The organism is Paenibacillus sp. EKM211P (assembly GCF_011066175.1).
Lineage (GTDB): Bacteria > Bacillota > Bacilli > Paenibacillales > Paenibacillaceae > Paenibacillus > Paenibacillus polymyxa.
Map to the genome: position 1 here is coordinate 359,338 of NZ_JAAMNS010000003.1, position 17,758 is coordinate 377,095.

The window sequence follows — 17,758 nt, forward strand, 5'->3', positions numbered from 1 at the left end:
TACAACATTGCTCTTTCACTTATTCACTTCAATCAGCCCATCCGGCTTTTCTCGATTAGAGAGTAATTCAGATACAGTGACGAAGGAATAACCTCTTTTCTTGAGCTCAGGGAGAATAATCTTCAAGGCATCAACGGTTTGTGTACTTTGATGTACATAATCGTGCATGAGGACAATATCACCGTTACGGGCATTGCGAAGCACCTTATCAGCGATACGGTGTACACCGGGCTTTCGCCAATCTAGGGTGTCCTGATGCCAGGACCATAAAATAATTTTCAGTCCCTTCTCTTTGGATAGCTTGACCAGTGTATCGTTATAGGAGCCGCCTGGTGGTCTAAATAGATGGGTCCCTGCTCCAGTTGCCTGAACGATACTGGCCTGACCTTGATTCAATTCGGACAGAGCTTTATTGCGGGAAATATATTGAAAGGATGAATGAAGGAAGGTATGGTTGCCAACTTCATGTCCTTCCTCTCGTTCCCGTTTTACAAGGTGTGGCAGCTTTTCTACACGGCTGCCGACGACAAAAAAGGTCGCTTTCGCATCATATTTCTGAAGTAAATCAAGAATGGCAGGAGTATTGCTTTCGTCCGGTCCATCATCGAATGTGAGAGCGATAAGCTTACGATGGGTAGGAACTTCCCATACAATGTCGCCCCGTTCTTCGTAATAGGCTCTTCCCTTTGTAGGAGCGGGAGAGGCGTATGATGTGTCTTGTGCATTCGTATATGGAATGGGGCAAGGACTAATACTCAGCAAAGAAACAGCGATTCCAGCGCATAGCAAACGGTTATATTTCATCAGGCTTCTTCTCCGTTCTGACGTATTCTCACATTAGCTTGCCAAGAAGAAGCGTATACCATTCCTCATTTCTGAAATTCACATTACCAATCACCTAAATAAATCACCAAAATACTATCTAGTGTATAAGGTACAGATTGCTGATTTTTGCTCAATAACAGTGCTCGCTTGCTTGTTGATAACATCCTGTGCCCATGTTAAGTTGTACATATCCATCCTTGGTTTTAATGTGCAGTGGAGATCAGTCATTGTCCAGTTCTTATTCTGACGAAAAATGGAAGAGGTCGACGGGGCAAGCCGCAAAAGCTGATTTGAGGTCATGGAGCTGCGACTCGTTCCTGAACTTCGAACAGGAGATGAGACGGGATGAAAACAGATGAAAAAGAGCTACGAGCCATTAATCTGACGTTAGAAGCCGGCGAACACATCCGATCCTTTATTAGGTGTACGTATGATTTGCAGCAAAGCTCCGAGAAGATACCGCTTTGTGGAATGCTGGCAGTAACGTCCCAACGAATCATCTTTTATTCCTGCACTATGGGTATTCCTTGGATCAAATTCATTAATTATCACCATATTTCGCTGGCTAAGCTGGAAAAGGAATTGTCGGATACTAAGGGGAGCATCCTGCTGATCAATCAGGGGGTAAATGAGGTGTTCTGCCACCTGCCGAATGAAGAACGTATAGAGCGTTTTATAGCTGTACTAGAGCAGGAAGCAGGCATCTCCTGTGAGAACTAATGATTATAAAAACACAAATAAATAAAACCTCCAACTTCGTAATGTGCCAAGGGTAGGCTCCTTACGGATTTGGAGGTTTTTTTGTCTTTTAGTTAGACAGATTGCATGGATCGAGCGCTAGCTCAACAGGACTATAACCAACAAATTAAATAGCACCAGCGGCAGAATGACATTGTTGTAGGCATAGGAACGATCAGGGATCGGGGCTCCTAAGGAGGATGAGTGATACTGCTGAGGCACTCTCAAATACAAATGATCCGCATCCATATGCGCAATCGTTCCTTCATATACCTGATGATCCATCGTTTGTACCCTAACCGTGTGGTTCATGTAGGGACTCAATTGATAATGCAAATGATCGTGGACTTTTTTGAGTTCTTGTTGGAATTCCGGTCTAGCTTGATATAAGGTTTGCGGACTGACGGTGTTGTACGACATTCGCCTCTGACCTCCATACTCATATAATGATATATCGTATGCAGGAGCCTGTGCCCTTGTGCAAATACCCAAGTAAGACAGGTTTTACAAAGAGTCAAAACATTAACATTTTACTCCAGTTCACTTGATGTTCCCTTTACATCAAAACGATACACTTACTGAGGTTGGTTTGAAAAGAAAGGGGCGTTCCGTTTTGGGTGAACTTAACAAATCTTTGGGACTGGGGACGAGGAGCCAGCAACGGACATCGTCTAAAGCTCGCATACGCACGGGTTCGCTAAAAATTCAAAGACTGCGCGAAAACGCGCTGGCGTATACCTTTTTGGCTCCATCGCTTATTTTGTTTGCTGTATTTATGTTTTATCCGATGATAAAGTCCGTTTATCTCAGCTTGCATTCTACAGATCCCGCAGGAAACGTTGCAGATTATGTGGGGTTAGATAACTTTGCTATGCTGTTCAGCTCAGGTCAGTTTCTACAGGGGATTAAGGTCACGCTGCTTTTTGCACTATTGACGGTACCTGTGGGTATTTTACTGGCGCTGGTACTCGCTGCCCTTACACACAGTAAATTACGTGGAATGCGTATCTTCCAGTTTGCCTTCTCGCTACCGATGGTGTTATCGGTGGGTTCATCTGCGGTCATTTGGAAATTCCTTTTCCATCCTACACTGGGGATGTTCAACTATGTGCTTTCCCTATTACATATCAATCCAGTTCCATGGTTGACCAGCCCAGATTGGGCGTTGTTCTCCGTAGCCATAATGACCATCTGGATGAATCTTGGCTTCAATTACATTATCTTATCAAGCGGACTTCAAGGGATTCCAGATGACATGTACGAAAGTGCCAAAATGGACGGAGCCGGACCGTTGGTCACGTTCTGGCGTATCTCTATGCCGCTGCTATCACCGACGATCTTTTTTGTGACCGTAGTTTCCATCATTGGTGCCTTCCAGTCTTTCGCTCAAATTAATATCTTGACCAAAGGTGGTCCGGTGAACAGTACGAATGTATTTGTATATTCCATTTATCAGGAAGCTTTCGTTAATTTCCGGTTCGGAACAGGGAGTGCGCAGGCCATTGTCTTGTTTGCTGTCATTTTGCTGCTTACGATGATTCAGTTTAAGTGGGTGGAAAGAAAGGTGCATTACCAATGAAACAACACCTGAATTCAACATTATTGTATGTGCTGCTTACGATTGCAGCCGCTCTGATTTTGTACCCAGTTATTTATACATTTTTTATGGCGGTCATGTCACCGGAGGAAGCGAGCGCTTACCCACCAAGCTTTTTCCCGCATTCCTTTCATATGGCCAATTTTTCTGAAGTGTTTGAAATCGTTCCGATTGCAGCCTTTATCGGCAACACCTTTCTCATTTCGGGTCTGACAATGATCGGACAACTGATTACAGCCAGCTTGGCGGCCTATGCCTTTGCCAAAATGGAATTCAAGGGAAAAAACTTCATTTTTAGCATGTTTGTCGCGACGATGATGATCCCTTGGGAAGTTACTATTATTCCCAACTATCTGACGGTACGAAGCTGGAACTGGCTTGATACATATCAAGGGTTGACGGTTCCATTTCTGGCGACGGCGTTCGGAACGTTCCTGTTAAGACAATTTTTTCTCCAGCTTCCCAAGGAACTGTTCGAGGCTGCTCGTATGGATGGGTGCGGACATATCCGATATTTCCTGTTTCATGTGCTTCCGTTATCGCGTCCTGCGCTCGGAACACTGGCTGTGTATTCGTTCCTGAACATGTACAATTCATATCTCTGGCCTTTACTGGTCACAAATAGCGAGAATATGCGTACCGTACAGATCGGCATATCTATGTTGGAGTTTCAGGAATCGACTTCATGGAATCTGGTGTTTGCGGGTACGGCACTTGTCATTTTACCGTCTCTGCTCCTGCTGATCTTTGGATTAAAACAGCTGGTGCGTGGAATGGCAGCGGGTGCGCTTAAAGGCTAATTATAGAAGCAAAAGACAGCAACACCTGCGCAAGCAGCCTATATACAAAGCTTTAACACACAAGAGTACAAACATTTCATTCAAGAATCATTTAATCAAAGGGAGAGAAGAGAGATTATGAGATTTTTTCGTTTGAAAAGTGCTTTGACCCTGCTTATTCTGACTGCTATGGTCGTTGCAGCAGGCTGTAGCAACAATACAGCGGCGGAGAAGCCGAGTAATGGTAATGATACAGGGGCAGCAGCAACTTCACCTGTAAAGCTGACTTGGTGGCATTCAATGTCCGGCAACGGTGAAAAAGCGATCAAGCAGATTGCTGCTGACTTTAACGCTAGTCATAAGGACATTCAGGTAGAGCCAGTATATCAAGGTAAATATGATGACAGCTTGAACAAGCTGAAAGCGTCGCTTGGTTCTAATAGCGGACCAGACATCATTCAAGTATACGAAATCGGCAGTAAATTCATGATCGACTCCAAAATGATCACGCCTGTACAACAGTTTATTGATGCGGATAAGTTCAATTTGTCGCAGCTTGAACCGAATATTACACGATACTACACGATTGATGGCAAATTGAACGCCATGCCGTTCAATACGTCAAACCCGATTTTGTATTACAACAAGGATGCTTTCAAAGCCGCAGGACTTGACCCAGCTAATCCTCCGAAAACGTATGATGAATTCGAAAAAGCTGCCAAAGCCTTAAGTAAGGATGGTAAATCTGGTGCATCCATTGCCATTTACGGCTGGTTTATGGAGCAACTGTTTGCCAATCAGAACGCGGACTATGTGAATAATGGCAATGGACGTGAGCAAGCAGCTACGGAATCGTTGCTGAATTCGGATGCCGGTGTAAAAACGCTGACATGGTGGAAGAAAATGATCGATGAAAAGGTCGTATCCAATTTGGGACGTAACTCGGACGATACAGCGAAAGCCTTTTCCGCAGGACAAATTGCGATGACGCTGGATTCTACCGCTTCGCTGCGTAATATTGTGGAGCAGGTTGGCGATAAATTCGAAGTAGGCACAGGGTTTCTGCCAAGAGCCAATGAAGCAAAAGAAGGCGGCGTAGTTGTAGGCGGCGCGAGCTTATACATCATGAACAACAAACCTGAAGCCCAGCAAAAGGCGGCATGGGAGTTCATTAAATTCGTCGCTTCTCCAGCAGTACAGGCACAATGGAGTGTGAATACCGGGTACTTCCCGATCACGAAGGCGGCCTATGACGAGAAGGTTCTCAAAGATAACATGGTAAAATATCCGCAATTCCAGACAGCTGTTGACCAATTGCATGCATCGGCACAATCTACTGCTACACAAGGCGCAGTGATGGGCGTATTCCCAGAAGCGCGTCAGATCGTCGAAGGTGCGATTGAGGCTGTTCTGAGTGGCCAGCAACAGCCAAAACAGGCTCTGGATCAAGCTGCACAAGAAATTACAGGCAAAATCGCGCAATACAATCAAACGGTGAAGAAATAGTCGGCCCTCCCTTAAAATCGGCTGATAATTCGTAGATGTGCCTCCTTATTAGCCGATTTTATGAAATAACGGATCGAATGAGTGACCCCCTCACTTATTCGATCCGTTTTTGCATTTTTATTTTAGAATAATCGTTTAGACGAAGTGTCTAAAATGGTCATTTTTGCACATTTCCTATTGCTGGATAACTGAAAATGGGCTTATAATAAATACATAATTTTTGTACTGGACGGTCAGTTCAAAAAAGGAGGAAGCATGAAACAGCAAACGAAGGAAATTATTTTTAACGGCGCACTCAAGGCTTTTTCCGAACGAGGATTTAATGATACAAATATGGAGGAAATTGCCAAGGTATGTGGCATAGCTAAAGGAACCCTGTACTACAATTTTAAAAACAAGCAAGAATTGTACATTTACATTTTGAAGATGGGAATGGAACGTTTTGTCCAGGATATCCATGAAGCGATGGCTCAAATTCCTATGGATCAGGTAGAAGTGAGGGTTCGCAAGCTGATCCAAGTACATATTGAGTTCATTGGAAGAGAGCCGGATTTTTGCCGTCTACTGGTCAGTAAGGGTTGGGTCTCGCAGGAACAGCATTTTAATATTAGGCAGGTGCTGGCAGACTATTTTGATTTTATGGAGGCAGAGATTGATTCCGGCAAGTTCTATGGAAAAATTTCGAGTAAGCTGGATGCAAAAACGACTGCAAATTGTTTATTCGGCATTTACATTTTTACTCCAATGCGGTCGATGGTATGGGGCGAAACGATGAATCTGCAGGAAGTTCGTGAAAGTACCGAAGTATTTGTATGTAACGCGCTGGGGATGCAACATTAAATAGACAAGTGGAGTGATGAGAACATGAAAGCCAAAAAATATGCGATTTACATCGTACTTATTATTTTAATCGCTGTAGGAATCTATGCTTTGACTGCTTTCCCACGAGGGAGCAGCAGCTTATCCGCAGATGAATCTTCTTCTATCCCTACGGCTTATGTAGAATCCGATACGCTCAATGCCAGCTTTAAGATGGCGGGACGTATTGATCAGATGCTGGTGAATGAGGGCGACAAGGTAAAAAAAGGGCAGGTGATAGCCCATCTGGAAAGCCGTGAGCTGGAAGATAAGGTGAAGCAAGCACAGGCTGCTTTGCTGGCAGCCAAGAGCAATGTGTCCAAAGCGAAAGCCAGCGTATTGCAGGCTCAAGCAGGCGTAGGCCAGGCACAGGCTACCGTGAGCGCCGCTCAGGCCAAGAAGAGCCAAGGTACGACAGCGGTCAGTGTGACTGCTGAGGCTTCCTCCAGCCAGATAGAACAGGCCCAAGCGGCTGCGAACGCCGCCAAAGCGAAATTGGATGCCCTCAAGAGCGGGGCAAGACCGCAGGAGATTGAGCAATTGCAAGCATCTGTGAAGGTAGCGAAGGAAACGCTGGACCTGACTGTTAAAAATCTGGAGCGTGCCAAAAAGCTTCAAGAAGCCGGTGCAGCAACTCAGGCCTCACTGGATCAAGCGACATTGGAACATCAACAGGCAGTAGCCAAGTATAATGCTGAGTCGCAAAAATTGGATATGGCGCGGGAGGGAAGCCGTAAGGAGGAAATTACGGCGGCTGAAGCCCAATACCGTCAAGCCTTGGCTGCAGTGAAGGAAGCACAGGCAGGAGCGGGCAAAGTGGCTGTGCAACAGGAAGATGTCAAAGCTGCTCAGGCTTCGGTAGAGCAAGCGCAATCCGCTGTGAAGGCGGCGCAATCGACGGTAGAGCAGGCACAATCTGCGGTTGAAGGTGCCAATGCACAGGTAGCCCAGGCGGAAGCTGCACTTCAGGAGGCTCAGACCTATTTGGGCTATACTACGCTGCGTGCGCCTGAGGATGGGATCGTAAAATCCAAGTCGCTTAGCTTGGGTGAGATGGCTAGCGCAGGATTTCCTGTCTATACTATTGAAACATCCACACAGCGTTGGGCTAAATTCTATGTACCGGAAACGTCTCTGAACGGTCTTCAAGCAGGGGATACAGTTCAAGTTAAATTACTGTCAGGCGGTAAGGAGCTGAAGGGCAAAGTCATTTTGTTAGAATCGGCTGCGGACTTTGCCATTCAAAAACCGAGCCAAAGCTCAGGTGATAAGGATGTCCGTTCCTTTGGTGTGAAGGTAGCATTACCGGATCTTGCGGCTTCCGTTCCAACAGGCTCCACGGTTCTGTTTACAGGCAAAGGGGCGCAGTAATATGCAGGGTTCACAGGAAAGACTTCGTATCCGCGATGTGTTTCGCGAGGAATGGCTGAGTATCTTCCGGGACCGCCGCTTTATGGCTATTCTGCTGATTACGCCAATTGTGTATACGATACTGTTCGGCTTCCTGTATTCGCATCAGCGGATTACCGAGATGCCTGTTACGGTGTATGACGGAGATAATTCGCAGCTTAGTCGCCAAATCATTCAGGCGTTCGACGCGACTGATTCATTTGCCGTTACACGGCAAGTGACCAATCAGGATGATGTAGTCCGCCAGGTAGAGACTGGGGAAGCCAAGGTCGGAATTGTCATTCCAGATAACTTTACCTCTCGGCTTAAGCATGGGGAAAATCCACCTGTGCTTACGCTGATTGACGGCAGTAATATGATGTATTCCAATAGTGCCAGTCGGATTGCCAATCAGGTCATTAGTAGCGTGAGTGCCGGAGTATCGCTTAATTCCATGAAGCAAAAAGGGATGAACGCCGATCAGGCTGCCTCGACGCTGACTACCATCCCGTTCCGATCCAGAGTGCTATTTAACCCGGTATATGATTATAAGCTTTTCATGCCGTTGGGGGTTATTTCTGCGGCTCTCCAGCAGTGTTTGCTGCTAGGTATTGCGTTGTCTTGCACGCGGGATAAGGAAGCAGGGACTTGGGGAAGATTTGGCGCATGGAAAAATACCCCTTGGCGCTTGGCTATTGCCAAGCTGGCACCTTATTATGCGGCGGGAGCTTTCAATGTGCTGACTGTATTCAGTATTAGCGCTCTATGCTTCGATATTCCGTTTAGGGGACAGGTACTACCATTGATTTTGGTGTCGTTGGTCTTTAACTTTGCTTTGTGTGGATTAGGGTTCCTGTTCAGTCTTTTTTCCAAGACCAGAGTGGATGCGACACAAACTCTGATGCTCATTGCTGTTCCTTCCTTTATGCTGTCAGGCTATACGTGGCCATTGGAAGCAATGCCCGGCTTCTTGCGAGGACTTGCTGAAATATTGCCATTAACGTATTATTTGGACGCTGTACGGAACATTACTCTCAAGGGACTGGATATCACCTACATCTTTAAGGATTTGATTGCTCTGGGCGTCATTGGTTGTGTGAGTCTGCTGGTGGCCTTCGTGATCTATCCGTTATTCTTTAGGCAGCATCAGACGACAGCACAGCATGCCGATATGCCCGTACAAGAAGGATTTACACTTAAAGGCTGAGAGCAATTTTAATCAAAAAGGCAGATCAGGAGTAACCTGATCTGCCTTTTATTTATTAGTATAATTTAAAAGTGGAAGAAGTATTATTGCGTTTTAAGATCCTCAATAGAATCAATCGGTACATAGGATGGAACGACAAGTCCGGACATAACGCCAGTCATACTGGTTCCGATGTCATCTACTTTATCCTTATATTGAGCCCAATAATCAGCATGCGTCAATGGAAGCCAGGCGGCTGCGGTAGCATCTACACTTCCGCCAGCCACGCCTGTCCACATAGGACCGATTTCCACTTGCAGCGCTGTTACTTTATAGCCCAATTTTTGTTCTAATACATATTTCAATACGTTCGTACTGGCAATTTCAGAATCCCAAGCAGCGTAGCTCAGCTTCAGGGGATCGCCGTTGACGGGCTGCAAGCCCTTGATCCATTCCTGTACCTTATCAGGATACTTATCAGCCCAGTTCTTGGCAGCCTGCTGTGGGGGAGTACCATCTTGAATTGCGATCATCACTTCACCCATATCTTCAGCAGTCCACTTGAAACGGCTTAGAAATTCATAAGCCACAGGAGCATCCTGTTTCAACCCTTTGCGGGCAATGGTATGAATTTCTTCTTTATCACCGTATGCTTTTTTAGGGTCTTTTAAGTATTTCAAATCATACTTGTTAAACATCCAGTGAGGAGTCCAACCGGTTACAACGATAGGCTGCTTGGCTTTGATAGCTTTATCCAGTGTAGCGGTCATAGCAGCTCCAGAGCTTTCAAGCAGTTTCCAGTCAGACAATCCATAGTCACTGATAGCTTTAGCAGTCAGCTTCATCAGTCCGGCGCCAGGGTCGGTACCGACAATACGGTAGCCGACCTCCTTGCCAAAGTCCCCAGTAGCGGCGGAAGCCGGAGCCGCTTCGGCTCCGTTCCCCTGCAATTCAGTAATTGATTTAACATTCATGTAAGTTGGAACGACCAATCCGGTTTTAACACCAGTCATATTCGCACCTAGGTCGTCGAGCTTATCTTTGTATTTAGTCCAGTAATCCGCATGCGTTAACGGCAGCCATGCAGCCGGGGAGGCATCTACATCACCACTAGCGACACCCGTCCACATAGGACCTGCTTCAACTTGCAGTGCGGTTACTTTATAACCCAATTTGTTTTCCATTATATATTTCAGCAAATTCGTACTCGCAATTTCCGAATCCCAAGCTACATAGCTTAGCTTAAAGGTATCGCCATTGACAGTTTGCAGTCCTTGAGTCCATTCCTGAACCTTGTCGGCATGTTTCTCTGCCCAATCCTTGGCAGCTTGCTCTGGACTGGTTCCGCCTTGGATAGCAACCATCATTTCACCCATATCTTCCGCTGTCCATTTGAAACGTTTTAGAAACTCATAAGCAGTAGGAGCATCCTGCTGCAAACCTTTGCGGGCAATCGTATGAATACCCTCAGCTTCACCATAAGACTTTTTAGGGTCTTCCAAATATTTGAGATCATACTTGTTGAACATCCAGTGAGGAGTCCAACCGGTAATAATGATCGGTTTTTTCGCTTTGATGGCTTTGTCCAGTGTGGCTGTCATGGCCGCACCAGAACCCTCGACTAGCTTCCAATCAGACAAATTGTAGTCTTGAATTGCTTTAGCCGTCGACTTCATAATGCCTGCCCCGGCATCAATACCAATAATTTTATAATCAACCTCTGCGCCAATCGGATTGGCAGCATTACCTTTACCAGCAGCGGAATGATCAGTTCCAACAAAATATTGAGATGCGCCAGCGATCAGAATAACTGCTGTAACTGCTGAGGTGATCCATACTTTTTGCTTACTGGATACACGACTTTTGCTTTTTTTCGTCGGTTTAAACAGGTTTTGTGTAAAGCGGTCAAGCACAATAGCCAGAACGACCACAGCCAAGCCGGCTTCAAAACCTTTACCAATTTGCAGCTGGGTCACAGCACGATACACAACTGCACCGATACCTTCCGCACCGATCATGGAAGCAATAACAACCATGGACAGTGACAGCATAATCGTCTGATTAATACCAGCCATTAAGGTAGGCAATGCCAGTGGCAGCTGTACTTTAAACAGCTTTTGCGCCGATGTTGAACCAAATGCATCAGAGGCTTCAACCAGCTCATCCGATACTTGCATAATCCCCAAGTTGGTCATGCGAATGGTTGGGGGGATCGCAAAGATAACTGATGCGATAACACCTGGTACAACACCCAAGCTGAAAAAGGTAACCGCCGGGAGTAAGTACACGAACGCAGGCATCGTCTGCATAAAATCAAGTAAAGGCGTGATAATGCGTGATGCTGATTTACTGTATGCACACCAGATTCCGATCGGAATCCCGATAACAATGGATACAAGCGCAGACGTGATGACTAGTCCGAGCGTATTCATCGTTTCACTCCAATAGCCGAGATTATCAATCAGCAGGAAGCCGATGACAGTAAATAGTGTAAGCTGTACCCGCCCAATCATAAAGGCGATAATCCCGATGATCACGATGAACACCAGAGGGTGTGGAAGCATAAACAAGCCAGAGAAAAAGCCTACTACGGCTTCAATAACCGAAGAAATAACATTAAACAATCCAGCCAGATGAATACCCATCCAGTCTACAATGGATTGAATCCACTCAGCGATTGGCAGTTTCGGTATCATGGGCATTCACCTCCTTTGTAGTAGGTACATCTCCACTAAGTGCACCCAGTAAAGCTCCACGGACGATAACGCCCAGCAACTTCTGCTTGTCATCGACGACAGCCAGTGGCACCTTGGACGAGCTTGTAATTTCAAACAAATCATTAATGACAGTTTCAGCAGTTACCTGCGGTCCGTCAGTGATCAAAATATCTTCAATTTTCAGATTGTTGCGCAGTGCATGAACAGCATCCTCGGCATTAATAACACCCAGTAGCTTTTTGGTGCGATCAATGACGAATAGATTGGAAATCCCACGCTCTCGCATCAATTCCAGAGCTACACGCGGACCGCGGTCCATGGTGATGGTTTCTGGACGAAGCATGACATGAGCAGCCGTCAATACTTTGGACAGATCCACATCCTCGACGAAGCGGGCTACATAAGAGTTAGCTGGTTGGATCATAATTTCTTCCGGTGTACCAATTTGTACGACCACTCCGTCCCGCATCAATGCAATCCGGTCACCAATCCGCAGCGCTTCATCCAGATCATGGGTGATAAAGACAATTGTTTTCTTCATTTTATCTTGAAGCTCCAGCAGCTCATCTTGCATGTCACGGCGAATGAGAGGATCCAATGCGCTGAATGCTTCATCCATCAGGAGAACTTCAGGGTCATTCGCGAGTGCCCGTGCCAGACCGACACGCTGCTGCATACCGCCACTTAACTCATCGGGCATCTTATCGCCCCAGTTTTTAAGACCAACCAGTTCCAGCGCTTGTTGTGCCTTTTCCTGGCGTTGTGCTTTATCTACCTTTTGAATTTCAAGACCGTATTCTACATTTTCCAATACAGTCCGATGTGGGAACAGGGCGAACTTTTGAAAAACCATACTGATGGTTTTACGACGAACTTCGCGGAGTTGTTCTTTGTTCATCTTACGGAGATCTTTGCCGTGGACCAGAATTTCACCGGAGGTAGGCTCAATCAAGCGATTTAGCATTCGCACCAAAGTGGACTTGCCGCTACCTGATAACCCCATAATTACGAAAATTTCACCTTGCTTAATTTCCATGTTGGCCTTATTAACACCAACAGTAATCTGTTTTTCTTTGGCCAGCTTTTCTTTGCCCCAGCCTTGCTCCAGGAGCGGAACACCTTGCTCTGCGTGAGGACCAAAGAGTTTGCTGACATTTTTGACTTCCAAAATCGTCATACATACACCTCTTCTTTCTATACTTTGCTTGGTATTAACCCCATGTTGCATGATGGATTGAGTATAAAAATCATAATTCTGTACATCCTGAACGGTTAATGACAAAATTAATTGTAACAGAAGCATTGCTTACATTTCAAACAAAAAAACTGTTCGTAAAGTACGTACAGAAAAAACTGTACAAACTTTTCTTCGATATGCTCCTTCGTTCTTTAGAATGCTCAAACATTCGGAACTTTACAACCGATAGTGCTTTTTTTAAAATAGACAATGAAATATGACCATAAGAAAAAGATTTATGTATATCCATAATTTTAAAAGTTTACTATCATTAGCAATTTTGCGAATTATGATTTTGAACGATCATGCTGTTGTAATATAGACAGAAGCTTTGCTTTTGAAACATTTCATTTAGTATTGAAAGATTTCATATATTGCGTCAAAGCTAATCCTTTACGGGTAAGTCGTTCATACTAGGTTGTGCAAAATGCTCTAAAATTAGGAGGTTGCAAGCATGAGCTTGTACCAGTTAGGTGATGAGCAGCAGGCATCGCTGCAAAAAATTCGCAAACGTGTCATAGAAGCTATAGGTAAAAACATGGACCTATATGGGATCACTCTGTCCGCGGGGCATTTGTACGGTTTGCTTTTTTTTGCGGATAAACCGATGACGCTGGATGAGATGGGCCGTGAAATGGAAATGAGCAAAACGAGCATGAGTACAGGAGTTCGAACGTTGTTGGATCTGAAAATGGTGAACAAGGTATGGAGCAAGGGCTCACGCAAGGACTTGTATGAAGTCGAGTATGATTGGTATCAAACATTTACTGACTTCTTCGCTATTAAATGGAGAAAAGCAGTAGAAACAAATTTACTCGTACTGCGCAAAGCCATGGATGAACTGGACAAATTGATGGCGCAGGGTGAAGAATACGAGGAATTTAAGGCGATTCTACAGCAAGACCGTATGAAAATGAAGCAGGCTGTGGCTTATTACAAGTGGCTAGACCGATTGATTGATTCAATGGAAAGCGAAGAGATTTACAAGCTGATTCCGAAAGAAGAGGTTCGGGACTAATCACGATCAGCCCATCCTGTTTACAAAATGCCGGGGCGCAAAAGCGCTTCCGGTATTTTTTGGTTTGGTCCTGCACAAAGGGTATAATAGAGATATGTAAAGATTGATAGTATACCGTTATGTTAAACATACGAGATAAAGGAGGGTTCATGATGGAGAGTGTTACAGTACATACTCGTTTAGGTCAATTACGTGGGGAAACGAGGAATGGATATCATGTATGGAAAGGTATTCCATATGCACAGCCTCCTGTTGGAAAACTACGTTTTCATGGGCCACAGCCTTTGGAGCCTTGGGAGGGTGTACGGACTGCGACGAGTTTCGGACCCATCTGTCCGCAACCCATGCCCTCCGCTGAAAGTATGACTGGAAATCTGGTGGAACCGCCGGAGCAGTCCGAGGATTGCTTGTACCTGAACATTTGGACACCAGCTTCGAAGGCTCCTGAGAAGGGACGTCCGGTGATGGTGTGGATTCATGGTGGTGCCTTTGTCACTGGATCTGGGATTATCCCTTTATATGACGGGGAACGCATGGCGAAGAATGGCGATGTTGTTGTAGTTACGGTCAATTATCGGTTAGGGCCGTTAGGATTTTTGCATTTGACTCCAAAGGGAAATGGGCTGACCTCAAATGCCGGACTGTTGGATCAAATCGCTGCGCTAAAATGGGTTAGGGATCATATTTCTGCCTTTGGCGGCAATCCGAATGAAGTAACGGTGTTCGGTGAATCGGCAGGCGCGATGAGTATTGCCGCTTTATTGGCGATGCCAGCCGCTGAGGGGCTGTTCCAGCGTGCAATTTTGCAGAGCGGGGCATCGCAGGTGTTGCCAACTGCACAGGCCGAGCAAGTGGCGGCTGTGTATTTACAGCAACTGGGTGTAGACACTCAGCATCCTGAGCGATTGTTTACGTTGCCGATAGATGCGTTGATGCTCGCTATGGCAAAAACACATGAAGTCATCGGACCAGGGATGGCGATGATTTATCAACCCGTTGTAGACGGGGTGACCTTGCCGGATGTACCCCTGTCTGCAATCGCCCAAGGCTCAGCCAAACAGGTATCTGTTATGATTGGAACGAACTTGCATGAGGGGAACTATTTCATCCGCAAAGAATCCCATCTAATGAACAAGCCAACAGCACGTCAGGCATTGGAAATGATGACAGGCATGTCCGACATTGGCGACCTGATAGAGCCTTTTCCAGTTACTATTGAGGGACAGGCGCAAATGTTGACCGATCTCATTTTTTGGCGTCCCGCGTTGGCTCTTGCCGCTGCACAGTCGGCGTATGCATCGGTATGGATGTATCGTTTTGATTGGACACTGCCAGGACATCCTACCTTTGAACAAGCGGTGCACGGTGCAGAGATTGCTTTTGTTTTCGATAATCTGAAGCTGCTGGGCAAGCTGGGATTAGAGATTCAGCCTTCGATGCAGAAGCTTGCTCATGATATGCAGCAGGCATGGATTGCTTTTGCACGTGAAGGGAAGCCCATGCTGCCTGAGACGGCATGGCCGATGTACGACAAGCAACAGCGAGCTACAGCCATTTTTCATCAGAATATTATGGTGGAACATGATCCAGAAGGGGATAGACGCCGCCAACTAATGGGGCAGATGAGCATATAGGTAAATACGAGACATTGTTTCAAGGATTCAACGAAAAAGCCTCCGCCCGTATTTTGTATGCGGACGAAGGCTTTTGTTAGTAAACAGATAAAGCGCTGTTGAGCTTTTGTTGATGAAATTTCAAAAATAGCTGTGGAAGCTAAATCTTAAATCGCTTAACCAGCTCTTGCAGATCCTGTGCCATGTTGGACAACTCTTGTGAGGAAGATGCGATTTCCTCCATGGCTGCCATTTGCTCTTGAGCGGCAGCGGAGGTTGTCTGCGAACTGTCCGCCGAATTGCGGGATAGGCTTGCCAAATGGGTAACAGTGGCGGAAACTTCCTCCGTACTGGCTGAGATTTGTTCAGCAGCAGCGGATACACTTTGAATTTGTTCCACAATGTGAGAAGTTGAGCGTTCAATATTCGCAAATGCACCTTCTGCATCTTGGCTAATTCGTAATCCTTCACCCACCTGATTACGAACATTACCGTTCATCGTAGCAGTAGAGCGTTGAATCAAGTCGAGCATCTGCGTAATGATCTGACTGATGGAATCGGCACTTTCCTTGGACTGTTCCGACAGTTTGCGTACCTCTATAGCGACTACGGCAAAGCCACGCCCAGCTTCGCCTGCTCTGGAGGCTTCAATAGATGCGTTCAGGGACAACAAATTAGTTTGCTTGGCAATGGCAGCTATAGCCGCATTCATTTGCTTCGCATCGTCCGAGAGTTGGGATAGCTCATCCATCAGACTAGCCGTTTGGCTTACAGCTTCCAGAATGCGGTCCATCTGTGTCCGCACATGGCTAATCATTTGACTGCCTTGAGCTACGTCTTGCTCGGTTTGTCCTGCTGAATCCACGATGGAGCTTGCCGATTCGGCAATCGTGCTGACACCCTTCGCCATTTCTTCAACGGCATTGGCAGTTTGCTCGGATGCCTCGGCGCTGGTTGCTGCATTTTCTGCGGATTCCATAACCGTTTCCGCTACGTGTTGTACGGACTCCGTCGTTTGTTCTGTGCTTTCCTTGATTACCAGAGAAGAGGAAGCAAGCCGTGAGGACGTTTGGTTGACCTCGGAGACCATCGTATGCAAGGAATGTGTCATCTGGTCAAAATTCTGTGCCAGCTCGCCGAACTCGTCCTTTCTAGATATATTAACACGTTCGGTCAGATTTCCATCACGGACGATCCGTGTTCCTGCTTGCAGCTTCTTGAGAGGGATCAGGAATGAGCGGATCATTAGCACTATGATGATCGCAGCGGCCAGTATGGAAATAACAATTACAATCAGGCTTTGCCTCAGAATCGGTTGGGCTGCATCACTGTAATCCTCCAGATCCGATAATGCAACAATATTCCATCCAGTGAGAGGGTCCTTAAGTGTAAAGGCCAGCACATCCCGATTCATAAATTTAATTTGCGACACGGAAGGAGTATTATTTTCTCCGGTTGCCGCCACTTTGGGAAGTCCCTCCATAGTGTCAGCCGGTTTTTTGCCAGTCTTGTCAAAGGCTGTTCCAGCTCCAGATACAACCTTATGATCAGAATCAACAATGATGAGTCCTCCGCGTTCGCCTATCTTAACAGACTGCAGACTGTCCCCCATCTTGTCCAGATTCAAAGCCAATGCAACAGCCCCTTCACCGTTCTTCAGCGTTGCCGATACATTAACTACTAGGTTCCCTGTCGTAACGCTGGCAACTGGAACACCGACAAATATGTTGCCCTTATGTAGCATCGCATTTTTGTACCATTTTCTCTCCCTAGGATCATAATCAGCCTCCTTTTTTAGCGGAGAACGGATATATTCTCCTTTCGCATTGCCGAGGAGCGCGGCATCTAACTCAGGATGAGCTTTGACGATGTCATCCAACTTTTTCTGAAGGGCTTCTTGATCGGAACCAATGGAGTCAGCCTGGATTTCACTGGTAAGAACGTCCACGTCCTTCATGATCGGGGATACATACTGATTGACATTGCTTTGGATCAGATACAGATTCGTGTATACGGAACTAGCCATTTGCTGACTGAGCTGTGTCGTGGCCCCCTGATAAGAAAAGTATCCAATAAGTACGCTTGGAATCAATAACACAGCCAAAAAAGATATTATTAATTTTGTCCTCATTAAATAAAACTGCTTGAGAAACCTGTTCCACCACGGAACTGTTTGTTTTGCTTTAGTCATCGTTTTTTCTCCTCTGTGTCAGATGATCACTACATAGTTTTATTCGACATAAATCGACTAATTTTATAGATGTAATCTTTAAAAACGAGGAATAGTACACTTTT

At 45.9% G+C, this 17,758-nt stretch carries 14 protein-coding genes; 9 read left to right on the forward strand and 5 right to left on the reverse strand.

The window, feature by feature from the left end; all coding sequences use genetic code 11:
• Window positions 1-15 precede the first annotated feature (15 nt).
• Window positions 16-804, reverse strand: a complete 789-nt coding sequence (locus G9G57_RS07760; protein WP_031463100.1) for a polysaccharide deacetylase family protein — start codon at window positions 802-804, stop codon at window positions 16-18.
• Between the two features lie 366 nt (window positions 805-1,170).
• On the opposite strand from G9G57_RS07760, the gene G9G57_RS07765 reads away from it, so the two are divergent.
• Entirely contained in the window at window positions 1,171-1,545 is a 375-nt protein-coding gene (locus G9G57_RS07765) for a hypothetical protein (protein WP_025364291.1), read from the forward strand.
• 117 nt (window positions 1,546-1,662) lie between these two features.
• Here G9G57_RS07765 and G9G57_RS07770 read toward each other — a convergent pair whose 3' ends face one another.
• Window positions 1,663-1,983: a hypothetical protein gene (locus G9G57_RS07770; RefSeq protein ID WP_044785783.1), complete on the reverse strand. Its 321-nt coding sequence runs from the start codon at window positions 1,981-1,983 to the stop codon at window positions 1,663-1,665.
• Window positions 1,984-2,176: 193 nt separating this feature from the next.
• Between G9G57_RS07770 and G9G57_RS07775 the strand changes: the two genes are divergently transcribed.
• The 6 genes from G9G57_RS07775 to G9G57_RS07800 all read left to right on the forward strand — a co-directional run bounded on the left by G9G57_RS07775 (window position 2,177) and on the right by G9G57_RS07800 (window position 8,899).
• Window positions 2,177-3,142 (forward strand): carbohydrate ABC transporter permease, encoded by a 966-nt coding sequence (locus tag G9G57_RS07775; protein WP_016821187.1) that lies wholly within the window; start codon window positions 2,177-2,179, stop codon window positions 3,140-3,142.
• Window positions 3,139-3,960: a carbohydrate ABC transporter permease gene (locus G9G57_RS07780; RefSeq protein ID WP_016821186.1), complete on the forward strand. Its 822-nt coding sequence runs from the start codon at window positions 3,139-3,141 to the stop codon at window positions 3,958-3,960. Before G9G57_RS07775 ends, G9G57_RS07780 begins: the two co-directional genes overlap by 4 nt.
• A gap of 117 nt (window positions 3,961-4,077) precedes the next feature.
• Window positions 4,078-5,445, forward strand: a complete 1,368-nt coding sequence (locus tag G9G57_RS07785; RefSeq protein ID WP_123796901.1) for an ABC transporter substrate-binding protein — start codon at window positions 4,078-4,080, stop codon at window positions 5,443-5,445.
• 255 nt (window positions 5,446-5,700) lie between these two features.
• Complete coding sequence (locus tag G9G57_RS07790) at window positions 5,701-6,285, forward strand: TetR/AcrR family transcriptional regulator (protein WP_016821184.1); 585 nt, start codon at window positions 5,701-5,703, stop codon at window positions 6,283-6,285.
• Window positions 6,286-6,309: 24 nt separating this feature from the next.
• Window positions 6,310-7,674 (forward strand): HlyD family secretion protein, encoded by a 1,365-nt coding sequence (locus G9G57_RS07795; protein ID WP_016821183.1) that lies wholly within the window; start codon window positions 6,310-6,312, stop codon window positions 7,672-7,674.
• Between the two features lies 1 nt (window position 7,675).
• A complete protein-coding gene (locus tag G9G57_RS07800; protein WP_164964797.1) occupies window positions 7,676-8,899 on the forward strand; it encodes an ABC transporter permease in 1,224 nt (407 codons plus the stop codon).
• A gap of 83 nt (window positions 8,900-8,982) precedes the next feature.
• Here G9G57_RS07800 and G9G57_RS07805 read toward each other — a convergent pair whose 3' ends face one another.
• Together G9G57_RS07805 and G9G57_RS07810 are read right to left on the reverse strand one after the other, a co-directional pair.
• On the reverse strand, window positions 8,983-11,574 hold the full coding sequence (locus G9G57_RS07805; RefSeq protein WP_164964798.1) for a glycine betaine ABC transporter substrate-binding protein: 2,592 nt from the start codon (window positions 11,572-11,574) through the stop codon (window positions 8,983-8,985).
• The gene (locus G9G57_RS07810; protein WP_014599546.1) at window positions 11,549-12,772 is read right to left on the reverse strand and encodes a quaternary amine ABC transporter ATP-binding protein; all 1,224 of its coding nucleotides are present in this window, start codon (window positions 12,770-12,772) and stop codon (window positions 11,549-11,551) included. The genes G9G57_RS07805 and G9G57_RS07810 overlap by 26 nt, the downstream gene beginning before the upstream one ends.
• A 514-nt stretch (window positions 12,773-13,286) precedes the next feature.
• On the opposite strand from G9G57_RS07810, the gene G9G57_RS07815 reads away from it, so the two are divergent.
• Together G9G57_RS07815 and G9G57_RS07820 are read left to right on the forward strand one after the other, a co-directional pair.
• Window positions 13,287-13,850 carry a GbsR/MarR family transcriptional regulator gene (locus tag G9G57_RS07815; RefSeq protein ID WP_164964799.1) on the forward strand — a complete coding sequence of 188 codons (564 nt, stop codon included), beginning with the start codon at window positions 13,287-13,289 and terminating at the stop codon, window positions 13,848-13,850.
• A 152-nt stretch (window positions 13,851-14,002) separates the two neighbouring features.
• Window positions 14,003-15,484 (forward strand): carboxylesterase/lipase family protein, encoded by a 1,482-nt coding sequence (locus G9G57_RS07820; protein ID WP_164964833.1) that lies wholly within the window; start codon window positions 14,003-14,005, stop codon window positions 15,482-15,484.
• Window positions 15,485-15,623: 139 nt separating this feature from the next.
• Here G9G57_RS07820 and G9G57_RS07825 read toward each other — a convergent pair whose 3' ends face one another.
• Entirely contained in the window at window positions 15,624-17,654 is a 2,031-nt protein-coding gene (locus G9G57_RS07825) for a methyl-accepting chemotaxis protein (protein WP_164964800.1), read from the reverse strand.
• Window positions 17,655-17,758: the final 104 nt, after the last annotated feature.